Raw genomic sequence first — 20825 nt, 5'->3', positions numbered from 1 at the left:
CGTGAGCCGCGCGTGGTGGGGGGAAGGCACATGGGAAGCGGAACCGGGCGTCGTCAACGGAAAAGTCCTTGGGTTATTGGAAGTGCACCTGCACCGGCTGCGCGCCGGGCAGGCCCAGATAGGTTGCCGTGACGCTCAGGCCGGCGCGCGGGGGCAGCAGCGGAGAAAACGACCCCAGGCTCACCAGGTCGCCGGGCTGCAGCGTGATCTCCTCCTGCTGCAGCGCCTGGGCCAGCCAGACCACGGCGTTGAGCGGATGCCCGAGGATATCGCTGCCCTTGCCGCTGGCGAGCAGCGCGCCGGAATGGTCCGTGAGCTGCACGGTCATGCGCTCCAGCGCGTCCAGCAGCGCATAGCGCTCGCCGCGCGTCGCCGGCACGGCGATAGGCTGCCCGGCGATACCCAGGCGCGCGCCCACGTTGACCGCGCCCACGCCGGCGCCGTTGAGCTGGGGCGGCGCCTGCACCACCAGGTCGGGCAGTTCAATGAAGGGGATCACCTGGTCGATGTGCTGCAGCACCTCCTCGGGCGTACGCGCGTGGTTGATGGCCGCATCCTTCACGCGTACCAGCAGGTCGGCCTCGTACAGCGGGCGCGCCCCAAACGCGGCGGGCACGGTGCTGCCGCCGGGGCGCACCATGCCCTCGTACAGCTTGCCCCACACCGGCTTGTCGGTGTTGAAGCGCTTTTGCACCGCGGGGTTGGTGAGGCCGGCTTTGTAGCCCACCACCTTGCCCAGCCGGGCGCCCAGCAGCGCATTGAACTTGGCGCGGGTGCAGGCGCCGTCGGCGTCAGACAGCGCCGGGAAGTTGGGCGCGGGGGTCTTGGCGGCGTAGTGCGAGGCCATCGCCCCCACCGCAGCATCGCTGAGGCACTCGGCCTGGGCGCCCAGGCCGGTCGCCAAGGCGACCCCCGCGCCCAGGGCGATGAGGGTTTGCTTCATGGTCATGCGTGTCTCCTGGTTGTAGTGTGTCGGGCGATCCTACTGGCACTCCCTCTCTTTCGCACACCATGGCTTTCATCTACTACGTCACCCAGATCCAGTTCGAATTCGGCGCCGTGCGCCTGCTCAAAGCAGAATGCGAGCGCATCGGCATTACACGCCCCCTGGTGGTCACCGACCCCGGCGTGAAGGCCGCCGGCGTGCTGCAGCAGGCACTGGACGCCCTGCCCGGCCTGAACGTCGCCGTGTTCGACCAGACGCCCTCCAACCCCACCGAGGCGGCCGTGCGCGCGGCCGTGGAACTCTACAAGGCCCAGGGCTGCGACGGCCTGATCGCCGTGGGCGGTGGCAGCGCCATCGACTGCGCCAAGGGCATCGCCATCGCCGCCACGCACGACGGCCCGCTCACGCACTACGCCACCATCGAGGGGGGTTCGCCGCGCATCACCGAAGCCGCCGCGCCGCTGATCGCCGTGCCCACCACCAGCGGCACGGGCAGCGAGGTGGCGCGCGGCGCCATCATCATCGTGGATGACCACCGCAAGCTGGGCTTTCACTCGTGGCACCTGGTGCCCAAGGCCGCCATCTGCGACCCCGGCCTCACGCTGGGCCTACCGCCCCTGCTGACGGCCGCCACGGGCATGGATGCCATCGCGCACTGCATGGAGACCTTCATGTCCGCCGCCTTCAACCCGCCGGCGGACGGTATTGCGCTCGATGGCCTGGAGCGCGGCTGGCACCATATCGAGGCCGCCACGCGCGACGGCCAGGACCGCGACGCGCGCCTGGCCATGATGAGCGCCAGCATGCAGGGCGCCATGGCCTTCCAGAAGGGCCTGGGCTGCGTGCATTCCCTGAGCCACAGCCTGGGCGGGCTGAACCCGCGCCTGCACCACGGCACGCTGAACGCCGTGTTCCTGCCCGCCGTGGTGCGTTTCAACGCGCAGGCCGAATCGGTGCGCAAAGAGCGCCGCCTGGAGCGCATGGCCCATGCCATGGGCCTGGCCTCCGCCAGCGACATCCCCGATGCCATCCGCGACATGAGCGCACGCCTGGGCTTACCCACGGGCCTGGCGGCCATGGGCGTGACCGACGCCGTGTTCGACGACGTGATCAAGGGTGCCCTGGCCGACCACTGCCACAAGACCAACCCCCGCCTGGCCACGCCGGACGACTACCGGGAGATGCTGGTCCAGTCGCTCTGACCCGCGGCAGCGTCCGCCGAGCAGGCGCCCGGCGGCCCCGCTACACTGGTGCGCTTAACATTTATTAACACGCATTCCGCCGGTTCGGCGGGGTCGCGTACCGCATGCGCACACACCCGCTCTCCAAATGGCTGACGCAAGGCACCTACCCGCGCCTGTACGTTCCCATTGTGCTGATCATGGTGGTGGTCACGCTGGTGCGCTACCACGCGCTGGTGGGCGCCGAGCGTGAGCAGGCGCAGCTGCGCATGCGCGCAGAGCTGCAGGCAGCCGCGTACGCCGTGCTGCAGGTGCTGGACGAGCCTGCCGGCAATGCTGCAGCGCAGGAGCGCCTGCGCCAGGCAGCGCAGGTCGCGGACGCACCGGTCCAGTCCATCCGCTGGGAACTGCCCTCCCGCCCGGCCGTCGACCTGCGCAACGCCATGCCGCCCACCAAGGCGCCGCCGTGGTTCGTGCAGCTACTGGACCTGCCCACCCCGCGCCACACGGTGGCGCACCGGCTGGCGGACGGCCGCACGGGGCAGCTGGCGCTGGCGCTGTGGCCCCAGCACTACGTGGACCGCGCCTGGAGCGCCATGGCCACGCAGTTGCGCATCACGGCGCTGAACATCTTCACCATCCTGCTCCTGCTGACCCTGATCCTGCGCGCGAACGACCGCATGTTGGACCGCATGCGGCACGCGGCGGAGCGCTTCAAGCAAGGCCACCTGGACGCGCGCATACGCCGCACGGGCACGCTGGAGGCGCGCGAAATCGCCGACACCTTCAACGACATGGCGGGCAAGGTCCAGTCCCTGGTGCTGTCCCTGCAGGAAACCCAGCGGCAGCAGAACGAGCAACTGCACTTTCGCCGCCAGCTGGTGAACGCCCTGCCCCTGCCTTTGTTCGTGCTGGGCGCGGATGGCGCGCACCTGGAGACCAACAAGGCCTGGCGCGAACTGCTCAATGCCTCCCGCCCCTCCACCGTCGCGGGCACGCTGGACCAGCTCTGGGCCGACGGCGTGGGCTCCTCCATCGTCCTGGCCCAGCGGCTGTCCGACCGGCCCTCGGGATGGCAGACCACCGTACGCCCCTTGCAGGGCGTGCCGCACGAGATGGCCTGCTACCACGCCACCTTCACCGCGCCCGATGGCGTACCCGCCGGCACCATCGGCGTGCTGGTGGACATGACGGAGCACACCCAGGCACTGCAGGCAGAGCGCGCCGACCGCGCGTGTGCGGAGGCCGCGCTGGACGCCGTGGCCGATGGCGTCATCACCATGGACGCGCAGGGCCTCGTGCGCACGATCAACGGCGCGGCCCAGCGGGTCATCGGGCTCGCGCAGGGGCAGACGGTCGGCCGCCACGTCGATGAGGTCTTTCGCCTGGAGCCACCGCACTCCGTGCTCGCCGCCTCGGGAACGCAGGGGCATGCTGCGCACGGCGCGGGCGCCGCGGCCACCGCGATCCTCGCCTGCCATTCGGGTGCGCCGCGCACGGTGGACTACTCCGTGGCGGCCGTGCACGCGCCCGACGGCACCGCCGCGGGCCACGTACTGGTCTTTCGCCCCCGGTGACGTTGCCGCGGCACGCCGCGGCGGACACGCTCACAGCGGCTGGACGCGAGCGGGATCGGGCCGCCGCAGCCACTGCGCCCACTCGTCCGCCAGCTGCTGCGCCGCCGCCGCTGCGGTGCTCCAGGCACGGGCGCGCGCGGCCGTGTCGGTGCCGTAGCGGGTGAAATCGGTGCGGTCCGGCAGTTTGCCGCCGGGCAGGCTGCGCACCCAGTCGGGATGGGGCGACAGCAGCACCATGCGGTCCAGCGCTGGCGTGGCGCGGTGGCGCCAGGGCAACCCCTTGTCCAGCCAGCCAGGCACCACGCGGTGCTGGAAGTGCGGGTAGAGCACGATCCCCGGCGCACTTTCCAAGCCGTTTTGGCCTGCAGCGCCCGCGGGTAAAGCGGTATCAGCTATATTTTTAATAGCAATTGGCACCTGATACCGCAGGTGCAGGTGGTAGTCGGTGATGCCCCCGTCCCAGTAGGCGCCGCGCGGTGCGCCAGCGATGTCGTGCACGGCACGCAGCACGAAGGGAATGGAACAACTGGCCTGCAGCGCGGGCATGAAGTTCTGCGGGGTCAAGGCCACCTGGTGGGTGCGGAAGTCGCGCACGTCAAACGGCAGCGCGCCCGGCGCAGCGGTGGAGAACACCACGCGGTCCAGCCACAGCGCCAGCGCGCGGCGGTGCAGCGCATTGCTGGCGAAAGCGCCCAGGTAGCCCAGCGGCGTGGCCCAGCGGTGCTCGCGCGCCAGCAGGTGGCGCCCGCGCGCGGCGATGATGTGCAACCGGTAGCGCGCATGGCCCAGTACCGTGTCCACACGGCCGCCAAAAAAGGCCTGCAGGTTCTGGCCGAACTGCGCGCTCACCGCGTCCGCCGTGGGGCGGCGCGCGCCAGGGGGCAGCTCGTACTCCTGGTGGATGTAGTCGTGCTCCAACCGTTCGAAGGCCGGCAGGCTGTTATCCAGGCACGCCGTGGCCATGCGCCACGCGCCGATGGAGGCGCCCACCAGGTCCACCGGCTGTGCCGACTGCGCCAGCCATTCACCAAAGACAAACCGGTCCAGCGGGCCGAGGATGAGTCCCTTCGGACCGCCCGCGGCCGCGGGAATCACGGCCACGTCGCTCGGCGCCAGGCCATGGCGCCCGATGTGCCGCAGCGCCTGCGGACCGGCATGGATGCACAGCGCCTTCATCACGCCCCCGCCTCACGCATGCGCCGGCTCACACGTAATCGCCCGCGTCGGGGCGGACCTTCCAGTCAATCGGGTCCTGCTGCAGCACCATGTCGATGTCCAACCCCAGCGCGATGCCGACTTCGCCGGGGAAAGACCCCGCCAGGTCGCGCGCATCCAGCCCTGCCTCGCGCGCGCGGGCGCGCCACGCGGCCAGGTGCAGCACGCCCGCCAGCGGCTCGTACACATCGTTGTCGAACGGCGCATGGTGGTGGCGCAGCGCGTCCACCACGGTCTCGGGCAACTGCCAGCGCCAGGCCAGCCCCGCGCTCACATGGGCGTAGCAGTAGCCGCACAGGTGCTGCTCCAGCCGGGCGCGGCGCAGGTCCAGCGGGCCCACCAGGCTGTTGAGGGTCTGCATTCGGCCCGCGTCGGCCAGGTGCATGGCCAGCTCGCCCACCCCGTGCAGCAGGCCGGCCGTGTAGGCGGCGATCTGGTTGTGGTGCACCAGCCCGGCGAGCGCGCGTGCCACTTTGGCCGTGTGCAGGCTGTAGCGCCAGAAGTGCTGCAGGTTCATCCCCGGCACCGAGCGCGACGTGGTCCCCAGCGGCGCGGACGCCACCAGCGCGCGCAGTTGGGACACCCCCAGGAGCGCCAGCGCCTCAGGAATACCGCCGATCTGGCGCTGCGCGGCGAATGGGGGCGTGTTCGCCTCTTCCAGCAGGCGTGCGGCCAGTGCAGGGTCGGTGCCGAAGAGCTGGTTCAGGCGCCGCAGGTTGGGCTCGACCGCGCTCAGCTCGTTCATCAGCAGCGCCACCGCGCGTGGCAGGCTGGGCAGCGTGATGGGCTGCGCCAGCAGTGCGTTCAACTCCATGGATCGGATCGCCCAGACAGGAAAGTCGGGCCATTATCCATGCAACTCTTACGGTTGTTTACGGGCAGCGCTTCAGCGCTTGCCCTGCTGCAGCTTGGCGAAGGCCGAGGCCATGGCCGAGGGCTGCGCCGGCTCGGCCGCGCGGCGCGGCGGGGCGTAGCCACGGCCCGCGCCTTCGAAGCGGTTGTCGCGCGGGCCGTCGCGGCGCGCGGGTGCGGCGTCCAGCTTCATGCTGAGGCTGATGCGCTTGCGCGCCGCATCCACCTCCAGCACCTTCACTTTGACGATGTCGCCGGTCTTGACGACCTCGCGCGCGTCATTCACGAACTTGTGGCTGAGCTGGCTCACGTGCACCAGCCCGTCCTGGTGCACGCCCAGGTCCACGAAGGCGCCGAACTGGGCCACGTTGCTCACCGTGCCCTCCAGCACCATGCCTTCCTTGAGGTCGGCGATGTCTTCCACGCCCTCGTTGAAGCGCGCCACCTTGAAGTCGGGGCGCGGATCGCGGCCGGGTTTTTCCAGCTCGCCCAGAATGTCGCGTACGGTGATCACGCCGAACTTCTCGTTGGCGAACAGCTCGGGCTTGAGCGTCTTGAGCATCTCGGCGCGGCCCATGAGCTCGGCCACCGGCTTGCCGGTCTTTTCCATGATCTGCTCGACCACGGGGTAGGTCTCGGGGTGCACGCCGGTCATGTCCAGCGGGTTGTCGCCATCGCGGATGCGCAAGAAGCCCGCCGCCTGCTCGAAAGTCTTGGCGCCCAGGCCGCTGACTTCCATGAGCTGCTTGCGGTTCCTGAAGGCGCCGTGCTGCTCGCGCCAGCGCACCACGGCCTTGGCCACGCTGCCCGACAGGCCCGACACGCGCGCCAGCAGCGGCGCGCTGGCGGTGTTCAGGTCCACGCCGACGGAGTTCACGCAGTCCTCGACCACGGCGTCCAGCGTGCGCGCCAGCTCGCTCTGGTTCACATCGTGCTGGTACTGGCCCACGCCGATGCTCTTGGGCTCGATCTTCACCAGCTCGGCCAGCGGATCCTGCAGGCGGCGCGCAATGCTGGCGGCGCCGCGCAGGCTCACGTCCACGTCGGGCATTTCCTGGCTGGCGTACTCGCTGGCGGAATACACCGAGGCGCCAGCCTCGCTCACCACTATCTTTTCAATAGCTGGTAGCGCTTTCCCCGCCTGGTCTACCGCCTGTTTTTGCATTAATTTAATCAACTCGGCCGCCAGCTTGTCGGTTTCGCGGCTGGCGGTGCCGTTGCCGATGGCGATGAGCTGCACGCCGTGCTTCATGCACAGGCGGCCCAGCGTGGCCAGGCTGCCGTCCCAGTCGCGGCGCGGCTCGTGCGGGTAGACGGTGGCGGTCTCCACCAGCTTGCCGGTGCGGTCCACCACGGCCACCTTCACGCCGGTGCGGATGCCGGGGTCCAGCCCCATCACGGCGCGCGGGCCGGCGGGCGCGGCCAGCAGCAGGTCGCGCAGGTTGTCGGCAAACACCTTGATGGCCACCTTCTCGGCCTCCTCGCGCAGGCGCGAGAACAGGTCACGCTCGGTGGACAGGCTGAGCTTCACGCGCCAGGTCCAGGCCACGCACTTGCGCAGCAGGTCGTCGCTCTTGCGGCCCTGGTGGCTCCAGCCCAGGTGCAGGGCGATCTTGCCCTCGGCAATGCTGGGCTGGCCCGGCTCGGGCTCCACGGGCAGCACCAGCTTGGCTTCCAGAATCTCCAGCGCGCGGCCACGGAACACCGCCAGCGCGCGGTGCGAGGGCACGCGGCCGATGGGCTCGTCGTACTCGAAGTAGTCGCGGAACTTGGCGACCTCGGGGTCGCTTTCGTTCTTGCCCTCCACCTTCTTGCTGCGCAAGAGCCCCTCGGCCCACAGCCATTCGCGCAGCGACTGCACCAGCACGGCGTCCTCGGCCCAGCGTTCGGACAGGATGTCGCGCACGCCGTCGAGCACGGCGGAGGTGGTCGAAAAATCGGGCCCCGGCTTGCCGTCGTCAAGCGTGGTGGCGGGCTGGCAGAAGGCCTGGGCCTCGGCGTGCGGGTCCAGCGTGGGATCGGCCAGCAGCTTGTCGGCCAGGGGCTCGATGCCGAATTCCTTGGCAATCTGGCCCTTGGTGCGGCGCTTTTGCTTGAACGGCAGGTAGATGTCTTCCAACTCCTGCTTCGTTGGAGCAGCAGCAATGGCAGCGCGCAATGCGTCGGTCAACTTGCCCTGCTCGTCGATGCTTTTCAGCACGGCCACGCGGCGGTCTTCCAGTTCGCGCAGGTAGACCAGGCGCGCTTCGAGCTCGCGCAGTTGCACATCGTCCAGGCCGCCGGTCACCTCCTTGCGGTAGCGTGCGATGAAGGGCACGGTGGCCCCGCCATCGAGCAGCTCCACCGCTGCGCGGACTTGGGATTCGGTGACTTTGATTTCTGCGGCCAACTGCCGAACGATCTGCTGCATGTGCCTTCTGAGACGGGTCAAAACACGAAGCGCGCGAGTTTGCCACAGGGCCATGGGCCAAAATGGCCGCGTCCAACTCGTTGTCCCCCGCATGAAAAGCGCCCTGTTCGTCGATTTCGACAATGTTTTCTCCGGCCTGCGCCGGCTGGATCCCATAGCGGCCGACCATTTCGCCTCCCAACCACAGTCATGGATGCACTGGATTGCCCAATCGCTAGAGCCTCCACCACACGCACCAGCAGGCGCGCGGCGCCTGCTGGTGCGCCGCTGCTACTTGAACCCGCAGGTGTACCAACGTTTTCGCCCCGCGTTCAACCGCGCCGGCTTTGAGATCATCGACTGCCCCGCAATGACCAGCGGCGGCAAGACCAGCACCGACATCCACATGGTGCTGGATATCGTGGATCTGCTGCAGCACCAGGTGCACTACGACGAGTTCATCGTGCTGTCAGCGGACGCCGACTTCACGCCCGTGCTGCGCAAGCTGCGCCGCTGGGACAGGCGCACGACTGTGCTGGCAATCGGATTTCCCTCGGCGGCATACCAGGCCAGTGCTGACCTGCTGATCGACCAAGATGCCTTTTTGCGCGAAGCGCTGCGCCGCGAGGAGACCGAAACACCCGCCGCCGTATCAGCGCCACCCATGTCACCCGCTCCATCGCAGGCCAGCCTCATCCAGGCTGCGGCCCGTTTCATCAGCCAGTCCGTGGCCCATTCGGACAGGCCTGTGGCCCTGCCATGGCTGGCCAGCAAGGCGCCAATCCAAGTGGTCGGGCTGGATGCTGTCACCTGGGCTGGGCTGGGCAGTTTTCGTAAGCTGGTGGATTCACTGCGCCTGGCCCCACTCGTTGTGGACTGGAAATCAGGCGTGGTGCTCGACCCCGCACGCCACACCCCTTCTGTACCCACGGGCGCCCTACCCGTCCCGGACCAAAACACCCTGGCCGCCATCGCCCAACTGGTGCGCGCCGAAGTGGTCAAGGCGAAGGCGCCCGTGCCCTGCGGGCGGCTGGCCCAGGCGATCATCGACCAGTATGGAGTGGCTGCATCCGACTGGTGCGGCAAGGGATCGTTTCGCAAGCTGCTGGAGGCGCTCTCGCTGGCACCATTGCGTGTCGACTGGACCAATGGCGGCGGCCACGTTCTGCACCCGCAACAACAGAACAATGGGCTGGTGGAGTGGGGCCGCGATGGCGATCTATTGCCACTGCTGAGACAGGTCAACGCCGCCACCGGCATGCCGCTTCTGCCACCGCCCACCTTCCAGGCCCTGCTGGCCCAGATTGCCGCCGACGCCGCCCACCACCCCTTTTCCCTCACCGAAACCGGCAAGCGTGTGCGCGACCGCTGCCGAGATGCTGGACTGCCCATCAACCGCAGCACAGTGAGCTTCGTGCTCAAGGGCATCTTGCTCGGAGGCCACATGTTCGGAGAACACACTAATGATGCGCATGCGCTGGGCACACGGTTCGTGAACAGCATTCTCGATCTGTGCCAGACCGAGCAGCTGACCCTGGACGACGCACAGAAAGAGCAATTGCGTGACTGGGCCACGCGTGGCGCATCACCGCAGTGACTCCCACCCCTCCCTTCCCCCTCCGCACCGAATGCCCGCCCGGCGCCTGCGTGTGCGAGCGCGACGCGCTGATGCGCACGCCCGGCGGTGATGTGCGCATCCTGCGCCTCACGCGCGACGAGGAAAAGCGCCTCGTGCAGCGCCTGGAGAGCCTCACCAGCCTGGCCGACCTGCGTCACATGGAGCAGCGCCTGTTCGAGCAGCTCGGCGTGCGCCTGACCATCGGCACCAGCCCCAACGAGGTGCGCAGCCTGCGCGGCATCACCGTGCTGGTCCAGGAGCAGCCGGGTCTGTGCCGCAAGACGCGCCAGGCCATCCCTGCGGCCATCAAGAAAAGCATGGACCGGCACCCCGAGATCGTCTACGCCCTGCTCAACGCGGGCGGCCTGTTCAAGGGCCTGTGACCCATGCAGGACGATCTGTTTGGCGGTGCGCCGCCATCACCCTCAGCATCGCCCTCAGCATCGCCCTCAGCACCGCCACGACCACCGGAAGACACCCCCGCCCGCCCACGGGAAAAGTCGCCCACCCGCCGCACCGGCGTGCATCCCGCCGCCTGGGGCGACGATCTGCACGCACTCGCCAACCGGCTGCCGCCCACGCTGCGCCTGGGCACCTCCTCCTGGAGCTACCCTGGATGGCAGGGCCTGGTGTGGGAGGGGGCGCATTCCGAACAGCTGCTGGCCCGCACAGGCCTGCCCGTGCTGGCCCAGCATCCGCTGATGCGCACCGTGAGCATCGACCGGAGCTTCTACCGCCCGCTCACGGCCAGCGACTATGCGCGCTACGCGGCCCAGGTGTCGGCGGACTTCCGCTTTGTGGTCAAGGCGCCCAGCCTGGTCACCGACGCGCTGGTGCGCAGCGAGGACGGCCGTGGACGCGAGCCCAACCCGGCCTTCCTGGATGCGCAGTTGGCCGCCCAGGAGTTCGTGGCGCCCGCACTGGAGGGGCTGGGCCAGCGCACCGGCGCGCTGGTGTTCCAGCTGAGCCCGCTGCCCTGGAACCTGCTGGACCGCCTGCCCGAGGTGTTGGAGCGACTGCGCACGCTCTTGCTGGCCCAACCGGCGCTGCGCCCCGCGGCGCCCGACGCCGTGCTGGCCGTCGAGGTGCGCGACCCCGAATGGCTGGCGCCCGCGCACCCTCCCCACTTCGCCGACGTACTGCGCAGCAGCGGCGCTACCTACTGCCTGGGCCTGCACGCGCGCCTGCCGCCCCTGGCCGAGCAACTACCGCTGCTGCGCCGGCTCTGGCCCGGCCCACTGGTCTGCCGGTGGAACCTGAACCCCGTGCACGGCCCGCAGGGGTATGAAGCCGCTGAAAAAGGCTACGCGCCCTACGACCGCATTCACGACCCCGATCCGGACAACCTGGCGCTGCTGGCGCGCACGGTGGCGGGCATCTGCGGACGGGGCCAAAACGCCTTCGTGACCATCAGCAACCACGCGGAAGGCTGTGCGCCGCTGACAGTGCAGCGGCTGGCGGAACAGGTGGTTCTTTATGATCAAAAACAGCTCTAGCGCTTGACTGGCAAGCGCTGGCAGCTATCTTTTTTGACGATCTGACGATCACGGACTGCCGCGCCCGCACGACGTTCTTCTTGTGCCAAAAGGAGGCCAAGAACACCGCCCACATGGGGCGCACAAGCGCCACGGCTCTGCCTCTGTTACCGCTGCCTCACCCGCAGCGAGCTGCACACCCCCGCCACCACCGCGCACGCCCCTGCCACCAGCAGTGCCAGCGACTCCGCGCTTCCATCGTGCCCCGGCCGCAGGGCGAAGATGGCTGCGAGCGACACGGCGCCCAGTGTCTGGCCCGTCAGGCGCGCGGTGCCCAGCATGCCGCTGGCCGCGCCGCTGCGGTGCAGCGGGGCCGAGGTGACGATGGTGTGGTTGTTGGGCGACTGAAACAGCGCAAAGCCCGCACCGCACAGCGCCATGCGCCAGGCCACGTTCCAGTCCGCGGGCTGCGCGGGCATCAGGCCCAGCGAGACCAGGCCGGCAGCAAACACCGCCATGCCAATGCCGCCGAGCAGGCCGTCCGGGTAGCGGCCAATCAACCGGCCCGCCAGCGGCGCCACCGCGGCGGTGGCCAGGGGCCAGGCCGTGATGAGCAGCCCGGCCTCCAGGTGGGTGCGGCCCTGCGCCTCCAACAGCAGGAAGGGCAGCGACAGAAAGCCCAGCATCTGCGCGCAGAACGCCCCCACGGACGAGCCCATCGACAGTGCGAACACCGGAATGCGCAGCAGGTCCACCGGAAACAGCGGCGCCGCCAGGCCGCGCTGGCGCCACAGGAACACCGCCCCCACGGCCACACCCGCGGCCAGCAGGATCGCACCCGTGGCCGCACTGCCGCCCTGCGCCGCGCTGCGCACGCCCAGTTGCTCCCCGCCCAGGAACAGCAGCGTGAACATGGCGCCGTTGAGTAGCACGTCGATGGCGGAAAAGCGCGGCGCATGGTTGGCGGACGGAGGATTGACCGGCAGCGCGCGCCGCCCCAGCCACCAGACTCCCACGCCCAAGGGCAGGTTCATGGCAAACAGCCAGGGCCACGACGCCACCGACAGGATGGCCGCCGCCACCGACGGCCCCGCCATGGACGCAGTGGCCACCACCAGCGAATTGATGGCCATGCCGTGGCCCAGCTGCGCGCGCGGATAGATCAGGCGCACCAGCGCCGCGTTCACGGCCATCACGCCCGCGGCGCCCAGGCCTTGCAACGCGCGCGCGGCAATCAAGGCGGGCATGCTGGCCGCCAGCATGGCGCCCACCGACGCCAGCGCGAACAGCGCCATGCCCACCAAGTACACGCGCCGGTAGCCCACGCGCTCGCCCAGCGCGGCCAGCGGCAGCAGCACGACCAGCGTGGCGAGCTGGTAGGCGTTGACCACCCACACGCTCTGCGCCGCGCCCGACTGCAACTGGCGTGCGATGTCGGGCAGCGCCAGGTTGACGATGCTGCTGTCGAGCACCGCCAGCGTGAGCCCGAGAACGATGACCAGCATCGCCTGGCGGCGTGCGGGCTGCGGCAGGCCGTCGGCCAGGAGCGGCGCACCCACGGGTAAGCCGCTCATGGCCGGCGCTCCGGGGCGATGTCTTTCGCGGCGCCGTGCGCGATGCGCTGCGCGCCCGCCGGCCCCAGCGTGATCCAGGTCAGCGCCACCCCCGTCAGCGCCCCTGTGGCCATGCCCACCACCATGGGCAGGGGCGCGTCGCTGGCAAACAGGCCCACCGCCGCCATGGCGAGGGTGCCGATCAGCATCTGCAGCGTGCCCATGAGGGCGGACGCCGTCCCCGCAATGGTGCCGTGCTCCTCCAGCGCCAGCACGGAGGTGGTGGGGATCACCAGCCCCATCAGCGCGCTGGCGACGAAGTACAGCACCAGCAGCACGGCCAGCCGGTCTCCGCCCAGCAGATAATGCGCCAGCAGGGCCAGCATGACCGCGCCCGCGCCGCTGGCGGCCGCCTTCACCACCGGCGCCATGCCGTAGCGCCGCCCCAGCCGCGCCGTGAACTGCGCGCTGGCGAAGAAGGCCGCCGCGTTGACCGAAAACGCCACGCTGTACTGCACCGGCGACAACCCGTAGTGGTTGATCAGCACGAAAGGCGAGCCCGCCAGATAAACGAAGAAACCCGCCATGGAGCAGCCGCCGATGCCCACCAGCCCCAGGTAGTGCCAGTCGCGCAGCAGCGTCGTGTAGGCCGCGGCCGCGCTGCCCACGGAACTACGCACCCGCTGGCCGGCGGGCCGTGTCTCGTGCAGCGCCCGCTGGACCAACACCAGCCCGGCCAGCGCCGCCACCGCCACCACCCAGAACACGCCGCGCCAGCCGGCCAGCGCGATCACGCCGCTGCCCACCAATGGCGCCAACAAGGGCGACACGCTGAACACCAGCATCAGCAGCGACATGAGCCGGGCCGCCTCGGTGCCCGTGTGCAGGTCGCGCACCACCGCGCGCGGAATCACCATGCCCGCCGCCGCGCCCAGCCCCTGCACAAAGCGCAGCAGCACCAGCGTGTGCACGTCGGTCGCCAGCGCGCAGCCCACGCTGGCCAGCGTGAACAGGCCCAGCCCGAAGAACAGCGGCGGCCTGCGCCCGACCATGTCGGACACCGGGCCGTAGACCAACTGGCCCACGCCCAGTGCGAGGAAGAAGGCCGTCAGGCTCCACTGCACCGCCCCCACGTCGGCCCGCAGCGCCGCGCCGATGGCCGGCAGCGCCGGCAGGTACATGTCGATGGCAAATGGGCCGATGGCCGAGAGCAGGCCCAGGATCAGGGCCATGCGGAAGAACGGGGAAAAGGGGCATTCGGGCGATTGTCGCCACACTGGCCGGATCGTGCTGGCGCGCTGCGCGAAGGCCCACATCGCCTCCCATGCAGCGCCGCGGCCGGCACCCGCGTGCGTTCGATGGCCGCAAAAGCCGCCCTTCCAGCCCGCTGTTCACGGGTTGCCTGGCCCTGCCGCCGCCCGACAATCGCGTGCGCGGCTCGGCCCCACTGTTCCTGCCGTCCTGTACTGCCTCGCCCGGAGACACCGCATGCCCCTGCCCCCGATCGCCCCCGCCCTGCGCGGCTGGGCCGCCACCCTGGCCCTGTGCGCTGGCGCCCTGCTCCTGGCCGCGCCCGCCCTCGCCGCCACGGACCGTGAGGACGAGGCCGACGACGCCCCGCCCGTTCCGGTCGCGCCCGCCCAGCCGGTGCTGGTGCCGTCGCCCGACGGCGCACTGGTGATCGACACGCAGGCGCGGCTGGCCTGGCCGCGCTGCGCGCAGGGCATGCAATGGACAGGCGCCACCTGCACCGGCGTGGCCCTGCGCTACACCTACGGCGAGGCCCAGGCGCTGGTGCGCCAGCGCTGGAAGGACGAGGGCGTGCGCTGGCGCCTGCCGCGCGTGCCCGAGCTGCGCCGCCTGGTCAACCGCAACGCGCAGCCGCCCTCGGTCGACCCCCAACTCTTTCCCAATGCACCGCTGGAATGGCACTGGACCGGCACCGCCAGCGTCAACACCCTCAGCGTGAACCCCTACGCCTACGGCAACGTGGCGCGCGGCGGCGCGGGCGAGAGCAGCCTGTCGGTGCAGCAGGGCTGGGCCGTGGACATGACCAGCGGCGAGGCCCGCGGCGACGTGGGCCGCAGCACGCGCCTGCCCATACGGCTGGTGCGCCCGGCGCCCTGAGCGGACGCTCTGCGCACCCTGCACCTGGGCGGACGCGCAAACGCTACATTTTCAATAGCTGCCAGCGCTTATCCAGCAAGCGCCAGAAGCCATTTCAATTCAAAAGCCGGTCACTGCGCGCGCAACGCCGCCCGCAGTTGCGCCCCCAGCTCGGGTTTGTCCGCGAACGGGTCGGTGGGGTTGCGTGCCTGCACCACGTCTTCCATGCGCGTGCGCACGGCCCCCAGCGCCTGCGGGTGGCTGTAGATGTAGAACTGCCCCGCCGCCACGGCGTCGAAGACCTTCTGCGCCACCTCGGCGGCCGTCACCTTGCCGCTGGTGACGGCCTTGCCGATCATGGCCTGGCCGATGAGCTGGCTCTTGGTGGGCCGCTCGTCCGCCAGCACCTGCGGGCGGTTGCGCTCGCTCTGGCTGATGCCCGTGGGCACGAAATACGGACACAGCACGCTGGCGCCCACCTGGTCGGTGACCAGCGCCAGATCCTGGTACAGCGTCTCGCTCAGTGCCACCACGGCGTGCTTGCTGACGTTGTAGATGCCCATGTTGGGCGGGGCCAGCAGGCCGGCCATGCTGGCGGTGTTGACGATGTGCCCGCGCCAGGCGGGGTCGTCCTTGGCGGCCTGCAGCATCAGCGGGGTGAACAGGCGCACGCCGTGCACCACGCCCATGAGGTTCACGCCCAGCACCCATTCCCAGTCGCGGGCCGAGTTCTCCCACACCAGCCCGCCCGATCCCACGCCCGCGTTGTTGAACACCAGGTGCGGCGCGCCGAAATGCTGCACCACGTCCTGCGCCAGCTGCTCCATCTGCGCGGCGTTGGACACGTCCACCCGGCGCGCCAGCACGGGGGCGCCAGCGGCGGCCAGCTCCACGGCGGCGCGCTCCAGCGCGTCCTGCTGCACGTCCACCAGGACCAGGTTCATGCCCAGGCGCGCGCCGATGCGGGCGCACTCCAGGCCAAAGCCCGAGCCCGCCCCCGTGAGCACGGCGGTCTTGCCGGCGAAGTTGTCGATCATGCTGTGTGTCTCCTGCGGTCTATGAATGGAAATCTCATGCGGCGCGGCGCAGCACATAGCCCACGCGTGGGAAGTGCACATGCACGTCGCCCGCGCGCGGATCGGTGCGCGCCAGCGTGTAGCGCGTGCGCGTGGCAGCGATCAGCGTGCCTTCGGTGGGCTCGGGCCCAAAGCTCTCGGCGGTGATCGTCACGCGGCTGCCCAGGGGGATGCCATGCTCGTCCTGGAAGGCCTCGGCGGGCAGCGGCTGGGGTAGCGCGCCTGCGGCAACGGTGACGGCGTCCTGGGCGCTGAACTTCTCCGCGCGGCCCTGGCCCTGCGCGGCCATGCGATCCATCCACTCCAGCACCGCCGGCGTGGCCGAGAGAATGTCGGCCATCACCGGCACGCATTCGCGCGTGAACCACAGCGGGTGGTAGGCGGCAAAGTCGGCCACGCAGGGCTCGGCGCCGAAGAGGAAGTCGTGCTCTTCCACCATGTTGGCGATGCGCCGCAGGTACGAGCGGTAGGCCGCCGTGGCGTCCGCCGGGTGGGTGCGCGCCGTGCCCATGGCGCGGCGGTCGTTGCGAAAGGCCTCGGCCGCACCATCGGGCAGGCCGGCGAACAGCGCCTGTGCACCGCGCGGCTGCAGGCAGTAAGCCATGGCGGCCCCGAACAGCACCATGTCCGCCCACTGGGCGAACACGCGCGAGACGCCTTTGAGGTGCGGCGGGTACAGCACGGGCTCGGGCTGCAGATGCTCCAGCACATCGCAGATCAGCACCGTGTCGCAATAAATGTCAGCCCCGATCTGCAGGAAGGGCGTGCGCCGGTAGCCGCCGGTGAGTGCCACCACGTCGGGTTTGGGCATGACGCTGGGCACGATCACCGACTTCCACGCCAGTTGCTTGAAGCCGAGCACGCAGCGCACCTTGTGTGCGAACGGCGAGGCGGGATAGTGGTGCAGGATGAGTTCGGTCATGCGCGCTCTCCGGTGCGGTGCGAAAGACGGCCCCTGCCTTGCGCCCTTTCAGGCCTGTGGCGGCGGGCTCCACAGCATCTCGACATGCGGGATGTCGTCTTCCAGATAGGGATCGGACACCGTAGCAAACCCCAGGCTGCCATACAAGCGCTGCAGGTGCGCCTGCGCGCTGATGCGCACCGGGCGCCCCGGCCATACCCGCTGGCACTGCGCCAGCCCTTCAGCCACCAGCGCGCGGCCCAGGCCGCTGCCGCGCGCCTCGGGCGCGCAGACCACGCGGCCGATCGAGGGCTCGGCGTAGTTCACGCCGGGGTCCACCACGCGCAGCGTGGCCAGCAACGGCCCCTGCGGCTGTGCGCGGCCCAGCAGGTGCCAGGCGTGCTTGTCCGCACCGTCCGGGTCCTGGTAGGGGCCCTGCTCCAGGATGAACACCCGGCAGCGCAGGGCCAGTGCATCGTGCAGCGCGTGCACGCCCAGGTCGTCAAACCGTGCCCAGCTCCACTGCACCGTCAAACCAGCTTCACCAGTTGCTTGCCGAAGTTCTTGCCCTTGAGCAGGCCCAGGAACGCCTCGGGCGCCGCGGCCAGGCCCTGGGCGATGGTCTCGCGCGGGCGCAGCTTGCCGCTGGCCGCCAGGCCTCCCAGTTCCTTGAGCGCCTCGGGCCACACCTCCATGTGTTCGCTGACGATGAAGCCCTCGACCCTCATGCGGTTGATGAGGATGAGCGCGGGGTTCTGCAGCGGCAGCGGCTGGCCGTCGTAGCCGGCGATCATGCCGCACACGGCCACGCGGGCGAACGCGTTGGCGCGCAGCAGCACGGCGTCCAGGATGTAGCCGCCCACGTTCTCGAAGTAGCCGTCGATGCCGTCCGGGCAGGCTTCCTTGAGCGCGCGGGCCATGCTCTTCAAATCGCCGTTCGCACGGTGGTCGATGCAGGCGTCAAAGCCCAGCTCTTCAGTCACATAGCGGCATTTGTCCGGGCCGCCGGCAATGCCCACCACGCGGCAGCCGCGCGCCTTGGCCAGCGCGCCGAAGGCACTGCCGACGGCGCCGCTGGCGGCGCTCACCACCACGGTCTCGCCCGCCTTCGGGGCGATGATCTTCACCAGGCCGTACCAGGCGGTCACGCCGGGCATGCCCACGGCCCCCAGGTAGGCCGACAGCGGCACGTGGGTGGTATCGACCTTGCGCAGCATGCCGGGCGTGTTGCCGTCGGCCACGCTGTACTCCTGCCAGCCGCCCATGCCGACCACCTTGTCGCCCACGGCATAGGCCGGGTGGCGGCTCTCGACGACCTCGCCCACCGTCCCGCCGATCATCACCTCGCCCAGCGGCTGGCTGGCGGCGTAGCTCTTGCTGTCGTTCATGCGCCCGCGCATGTAGGGGTCCAGGCTCAGGTAATGGTGGCGCACCAGCACCTGGCCGTCCTGCAGTGCAGGCGTATCGGTGGTGACCAGGCGGAAGTTGTCCACCGTGGCTTCACCCTGGGGGCGGTTGTCGAGGAGGATCTGTTGGTTGCGTGGCATGCGAAATCTCCAGGTTAAATTTTGCTATTGTTTCAATAGCTTCTAGCGCTTGATACACAAGCGCCAGAGCCACTTTTCATTCAAGACTCAGTCGGTGGACACGCCGCCGGGCACGGCCTTGGGCACGTATTTGAAGGTGCCCGTGGCATGGCTGCAGACGCGCCCTTCGGCGTCGTACACCGCCCCTTCGACGAAGGCCAGCGAGCGCGTGCGGTGCAGCAGCCGCCCCTTGGCCACCAGCGGGCCGCGCGCCGGGTGCATGAAGCTGGTCTTCATCTCGATGGTGACCACGCCCATGTCCGGCGTATCGCTGCGCGCGGCCGTGGCCAGGGTCACGTCCAGCAGCGTCATGGTGGCGCCGCCATGGGTGACGGCGTAGGAATTCATGTGCTCGGGCCGCGCCTCAAAGTGCAGTTCGGACGTTCCGCCCTGCATGTGATGCAGGGTGAAGCCCAGCTCTTTGACGAAGGGAATGTCGGCACCAAAATCCAGCACGGGAAGCTCCTTGCTCAAGGTAAAAAAAGACCGCAAGGATAGTGCCCCTGGCGCGGTGGTTCGCCCTTGCCGTCAGCCGCCGATGACCGCGCTCACGCCCCCGTCCACGGCCAGCCACTGGCCGGTGATGTGCTTGCCCGCCTCGCTGGCGTACAGCAGCGTGATGCCCTTGAGGTCTTCGTCGTCGCCCAGGCGGCGCAGCGGCGCGTGCGCGGCCATCTTTTCCTCGCCCAGCGTCTCGATGAGCACGGTGGCCATCTTGGTCTTGAAGAAACCCGGGCAGATCGCGTTCACGCCGATGCCATGCACGCCCCACTCGCAGGCCAGCGCGCGCGTGAAGTTGATCACCGCGCCCTTGGAGGTGTTGTAGGCAATGGTCTTCATCTCGATCGGGTTGCCCGCCAGCCCTGCGATGGATGCCACGTTGATGATGCGGCCGCTCTTGCGCGGGATCATGCTGTGCTTGCCGATCGCCTGCGACAGCAGGAAGTAGCCGCGCACGTTCAGGTTCATGACCTTGTCCCATGCGGCCACGGGGTGGTCCTCGGCCGGCGCGCCCCAGCTCGCGCCGGCGTTGTTGATCAGGATGTCCACGTCGCCCATGCGCTGCAGCGTCTCGCTGGCCAGGCGGTGGATGTCTTCCTCGCGCGCGCAGTCGGCGGCGACCCAGCGCGCGTCGATGCCGGCGGCCTGCAACTCGGCGGCGGCCTGCTCCAGGTCTTCGGCCTTGCGCGAGCTGAGCATGATGCGCGCGCCCGCCTCGCCCAGCGCGTGCGCCATCTGCAGCCCCAGGCCGCGCGAGCCGCCGGTGACGAGGGCGGTCTTGCCCGAGAGGTCGAAGAGTTGTTGCGCGGTACGGGCCATGAAGGTGTCTCCCCAAGAGTCTGTGGTACGCCGTGCCATCGCCCACAGTGGGCAACGGAGGCGCGGCGGCAGGATTTTGAGCGGCTATTGTGGCGAGCGGCCCGCGCCACACATGTCACATGCGTGATTCATCGGCAGGGTTTTTGTGTCCAAAGGACAATCCGGCCGCGGCGCCCGCGGGGAAAGCGGGGGCCGCTCATTTTTCAGGAGTTCCCATGTCCAGCGATACCGCCCTGCTGCGCCGGGCCGTGCACCTGGCCCACGACAACCGGGCCCGCGGCGGCCGGCCCTTCGGCGCGGTGATCGCGCGCGGCGGCGAGGTGATCGCCACCGGCGTGAACGACATCGTGCACAGCCACGACCCCAGTACCCACGCCGAGATGCAGGCCCTGCGCGCCGCAACACGCCAGCGGGCGAACCCCAGCCTGGCGGGCTGCACGGTCTACGCCAGCGGCCACCCCTGCCCCATGTGCCTGGCGGCGCTGGTCATGGCCGGCGCGGACAGGGTGTTCTACGCCTTCGACAACCGCGACGCCGCGCCCTACGGCCTGTCCAGCGAAGGCGCCTACCAGCGCCTGCGGCTGCCGCTGGACCCGCCGCCCCTGCCGCTGCAACGCCTGGCCACGGGCATTGGCGTGGAGCAGCTCTACGGCGACGCGCCCTGGCCCACGGACGGCCCCTGACACCCCTGACCACAGCGCCGCAGGGGCCGGTGCCGGCCCCTGCGTATAGGAATGCCTGGCGACGGTGGCGCTGGCCACGCTGAACCGGGGCCCCTTCCCCACGGCCATGGGATCGCCGGGCCGGCATGGGGATTCTCGGCGCCTGCATGTCCCACCCTGCGGCCCATGGCGCTGATGGGCGCGGGGCATGGTTGGCCCCCGCGGCGCTACTGCGCCTGGGCGCGCGCGCCACGGCCACGGCCACCGGCGCGCCGGCATGCGTCGCCGGGCTGCGCGCGGCGCCGTGCAGGCGCGCCCATTGCACCTGGCCACCGCCGCAGGTTATCGCGCCGTGCGGCTGGCAGCAT

The 20825-nt window shown here is 69.8% G+C and carries 19 protein-coding genes; 7 read left to right on the top strand and 12 right to left on the bottom strand.

Annotated elements, in window-relative coordinates; translation table 11 throughout:
- Positions 1 to 73: 73 nt before the first annotated feature.
- Positions 74 to 949: a 2-keto-4-pentenoate hydratase gene (locus MRB47_RS09180; protein ID WP_252102517.1), complete on the bottom strand. Its 876-nt coding sequence runs from the start codon at positions 947 to 949 to the stop codon at positions 74 to 76.
- A gap of 62 nt (positions 950 to 1011) precedes the next feature.
- On the opposite strand from MRB47_RS09180, the gene MRB47_RS09175 reads away from it, so the two are divergent.
- Both MRB47_RS09175 and MRB47_RS09170 read left to right on the top strand, forming a co-directional pair.
- On the top strand, positions 1012 to 2148 hold the full coding sequence (locus tag MRB47_RS09175; protein ID WP_252102516.1) for an iron-containing alcohol dehydrogenase: 1137 nt from the start codon (positions 1012 to 1014) through the stop codon (positions 2146 to 2148).
- Positions 2149 to 2252: 104 nt separating this feature from the next.
- Positions 2253 to 3704 carry a PAS domain-containing protein gene (locus MRB47_RS09170; RefSeq protein ID WP_252102515.1) on the top strand — a complete coding sequence of 484 codons (1452 nt, stop codon included), beginning with the start codon at positions 2253 to 2255 and terminating at the stop codon, positions 3702 to 3704.
- A gap of 30 nt (positions 3705 to 3734) precedes the next feature.
- Here MRB47_RS09170 and MRB47_RS09165 read toward each other — a convergent pair whose 3' ends face one another.
- The 3 genes from MRB47_RS09165 to MRB47_RS09155 form a co-directional block, all read right to left on the bottom strand.
- On the bottom strand, positions 3735 to 4880 hold the full coding sequence (locus MRB47_RS09165) for a phospholipase (RefSeq protein ID WP_252102514.1): 1146 nt from the start codon (positions 4878 to 4880) through the stop codon (positions 3735 to 3737).
- 28 nt (positions 4881 to 4908) lie between these two features.
- Positions 4909 to 5733: an HDOD domain-containing protein gene (locus MRB47_RS09160; RefSeq protein WP_252102513.1), complete on the bottom strand. Its 825-nt coding sequence runs from the start codon at positions 5731 to 5733 to the stop codon at positions 4909 to 4911.
- 72 nt (positions 5734 to 5805) lie between these two features.
- The gene (locus MRB47_RS09155) at positions 5806 to 8181 is read right to left on the bottom strand and encodes a Tex family protein (protein ID WP_252102512.1); all 2376 of its coding nucleotides are present in this window, start codon (positions 8179 to 8181) and stop codon (positions 5806 to 5808) included.
- Between the two features lie 91 nt (positions 8182 to 8272).
- Here MRB47_RS09155 and MRB47_RS09150 point away from each other — a divergent pair, with 91 nt between their 5' ends.
- The 3 genes from MRB47_RS09150 to MRB47_RS09140 are packed head-to-tail and all read left to right on the top strand — an operon-like array spanning position 8273 to position 11274.
- Complete coding sequence (locus MRB47_RS09150; protein WP_252102511.1) at positions 8273 to 9757, top strand: NYN domain-containing protein; 1485 nt, start codon at positions 8273 to 8275, stop codon at positions 9755 to 9757.
- Positions 9754 to 10161: a hypothetical protein gene (locus MRB47_RS09145; protein ID WP_252102510.1), complete on the top strand. Its 408-nt coding sequence runs from the start codon at positions 9754 to 9756 to the stop codon at positions 10159 to 10161. Before MRB47_RS09150 ends, MRB47_RS09145 begins: the two co-directional genes overlap by 4 nt.
- 3 nt (positions 10162 to 10164) lie before the next feature.
- On the top strand, positions 10165 to 11274 hold the full coding sequence (locus MRB47_RS09140; RefSeq protein WP_252102509.1) for a DUF72 domain-containing protein: 1110 nt from the start codon (positions 10165 to 10167) through the stop codon (positions 11272 to 11274).
- 146 nt (positions 11275 to 11420) lie between these two features.
- On the opposite strand, the gene MRB47_RS09135 is transcribed toward MRB47_RS09140, so the two are convergent.
- Positions 11421 to 12827: an MFS transporter gene (locus MRB47_RS09135; protein ID WP_252102508.1), complete on the bottom strand. Its 1407-nt coding sequence runs from the start codon at positions 12825 to 12827 to the stop codon at positions 11421 to 11423.
- Positions 12824 to 14038 carry a multidrug effflux MFS transporter gene (locus tag MRB47_RS09130; protein WP_252102507.1) on the bottom strand — a complete coding sequence of 405 codons (1215 nt, stop codon included), beginning with the start codon at positions 14036 to 14038 and terminating at the stop codon, positions 12824 to 12826. The genes MRB47_RS09135 and MRB47_RS09130 overlap by 4 nt, the downstream gene beginning before the upstream one ends.
- Before the next feature lie 256 nt (positions 14039 to 14294).
- On the opposite strand from MRB47_RS09130, the gene MRB47_RS09125 reads away from it, so the two are divergent.
- Complete coding sequence (locus MRB47_RS09125) at positions 14295 to 14933, top strand: DUF1566 domain-containing protein (protein WP_047351373.1); 639 nt, start codon at positions 14295 to 14297, stop codon at positions 14931 to 14933.
- A 110-nt stretch (positions 14934 to 15043) separates the two neighbouring features.
- On the opposite strand, the gene MRB47_RS09120 is transcribed toward MRB47_RS09125, so the two are convergent.
- From MRB47_RS09120 to MRB47_RS09095, 6 genes are all read right to left on the bottom strand, one after another.
- A complete protein-coding gene (locus MRB47_RS09120) occupies positions 15044 to 15949 on the bottom strand; it encodes an SDR family oxidoreductase (RefSeq protein WP_011804970.1) in 906 nt (301 codons plus the stop codon).
- A gap of 34 nt (positions 15950 to 15983) precedes the next feature.
- The gene (locus tag MRB47_RS09115) at positions 15984 to 16910 is read right to left on the bottom strand and encodes a glutathione S-transferase family protein (RefSeq protein WP_252102506.1); all 927 of its coding nucleotides are present in this window, start codon (positions 16908 to 16910) and stop codon (positions 15984 to 15986) included.
- A gap of 48 nt (positions 16911 to 16958) precedes the next feature.
- Positions 16959 to 17423 carry a GNAT family N-acetyltransferase gene (locus tag MRB47_RS09110; RefSeq protein WP_015913501.1) on the bottom strand — a complete coding sequence of 155 codons (465 nt, stop codon included), beginning with the start codon at positions 17421 to 17423 and terminating at the stop codon, positions 16959 to 16961.
- Positions 17420 to 18436, bottom strand: coding sequence for an NADP-dependent oxidoreductase (locus MRB47_RS09105; RefSeq protein ID WP_088886546.1), 1017 nt, complete (start codon positions 18434 to 18436; stop codon positions 17420 to 17422). The genes MRB47_RS09110 and MRB47_RS09105 overlap by 4 nt, the downstream gene beginning before the upstream one ends.
- Positions 18437 to 18523: 87 nt before the next feature.
- A complete protein-coding gene (locus tag MRB47_RS09100; RefSeq protein ID WP_015913503.1) occupies positions 18524 to 18931 on the bottom strand; it encodes a PaaI family thioesterase in 408 nt (135 codons plus the stop codon).
- Between the two features lie 72 nt (positions 18932 to 19003).
- Complete coding sequence (locus MRB47_RS09095; protein WP_011804965.1) at positions 19004 to 19795, bottom strand: SDR family oxidoreductase; 792 nt, start codon at positions 19793 to 19795, stop codon at positions 19004 to 19006.
- A gap of 215 nt (positions 19796 to 20010) precedes the next feature.
- Here MRB47_RS09095 and MRB47_RS09090 point away from each other — a divergent pair, with 215 nt between their 5' ends.
- Positions 20011 to 20478 (top strand): nucleoside deaminase, encoded by a 468-nt coding sequence (locus MRB47_RS09090; protein WP_252102505.1) that lies wholly within the window; start codon positions 20011 to 20013, stop codon positions 20476 to 20478.
- Positions 20479 to 20825 lie beyond the last annotated feature (347 nt).

The sequence above is a fragment of the Diaphorobacter sp. LI3 genome, assembly GCF_022807955.1.
Taxonomy (GTDB): Bacteria; Pseudomonadota; Gammaproteobacteria; order Burkholderiales; family Burkholderiaceae_C; genus Diaphorobacter; species Diaphorobacter nitroreducens.
Note: the sequence above shows the minus strand (reverse complement) of the source record. Positions and strands in the feature narration are given on the sequence as shown.

What these genes read in the sequence shown, in the direction of transcription:
- MRB47_RS09180 (WP_252102517.1), bottom strand. Translation starts at nt 949, where the DNA reads ATGACCATGAAGCAAACCCTCATCGCCCTGGGCGCGGGGGTCGCCTTG.
- MRB47_RS09175 (WP_252102516.1), top strand. Translation starts at nt 1,012, where the DNA reads ATGGCTTTCATCTACTACGTCACCCAGATCCAGTTCGAATTCGGCGCC.
- MRB47_RS09170 (WP_252102515.1), top strand. Translation starts at nt 2,253, where the DNA reads ATGCGCACACACCCGCTCTCCAAATGGCTGACGCAAGGCACCTACCCG.
- MRB47_RS09165 (WP_252102514.1), bottom strand. Translation starts at nt 4,880, where the DNA reads ATGAAGGCGCTGTGCATCCATGCCGGTCCGCAGGCGCTGCGGCACATC.
- MRB47_RS09160 (WP_252102513.1), bottom strand. Translation starts at nt 5,733, where the DNA reads ATGGAGTTGAACGCACTGCTGGCGCAGCCCATCACGCTGCCCAGCCTG.
- MRB47_RS09155 (WP_252102512.1), bottom strand. Translation starts at nt 8,181, where the DNA reads ATGCAGCAGATCGTTCGGCAGTTGGCCGCAGAAATCAAAGTCACCGAA.
- MRB47_RS09150 (WP_252102511.1), top strand. Translation starts at nt 8,273, where the DNA reads ATGAAAAGCGCCCTGTTCGTCGATTTCGACAATGTTTTCTCCGGCCTG.
- MRB47_RS09140 (WP_252102509.1), top strand. Translation starts at nt 10,165, where the DNA reads ATGCAGGACGATCTGTTTGGCGGTGCGCCGCCATCACCCTCAGCATCG.
- MRB47_RS09135 (WP_252102508.1), bottom strand. Translation starts at nt 12,827, where the DNA reads ATGAGCGGCTTACCCGTGGGTGCGCCGCTCCTGGCCGACGGCCTGCCG.
- MRB47_RS09130 (WP_252102507.1), bottom strand. Translation starts at nt 14,038, where the DNA reads ATGGCCCTGATCCTGGGCCTGCTCTCGGCCATCGGCCCATTTGCCATC.
- MRB47_RS09125 (WP_047351373.1), top strand. Translation starts at nt 14,295, where the DNA reads ATGCCCCTGCCCCCGATCGCCCCCGCCCTGCGCGGCTGGGCCGCCACC.
- MRB47_RS09120 (WP_011804970.1), bottom strand. Translation starts at nt 15,949, where the DNA reads ATGATCGACAACTTCGCCGGCAAGACCGCCGTGCTCACGGGGGCGGGC.
- MRB47_RS09115 (WP_252102506.1), bottom strand. Translation starts at nt 16,910, where the DNA reads ATGACCGAACTCATCCTGCACCACTATCCCGCCTCGCCGTTCGCACAC.
- MRB47_RS09105 (WP_088886546.1), bottom strand. Translation starts at nt 18,436, where the DNA reads ATGCCACGCAACCAACAGATCCTCCTCGACAACCGCCCCCAGGGTGAA.
- MRB47_RS09095 (WP_011804965.1), bottom strand. Translation starts at nt 19,795, where the DNA reads ATGGCCCGTACCGCGCAACAACTCTTCGACCTCTCGGGCAAGACCGCC.
- MRB47_RS09090 (WP_252102505.1), top strand. Translation starts at nt 20,011, where the DNA reads ATGTCCAGCGATACCGCCCTGCTGCGCCGGGCCGTGCACCTGGCCCAC.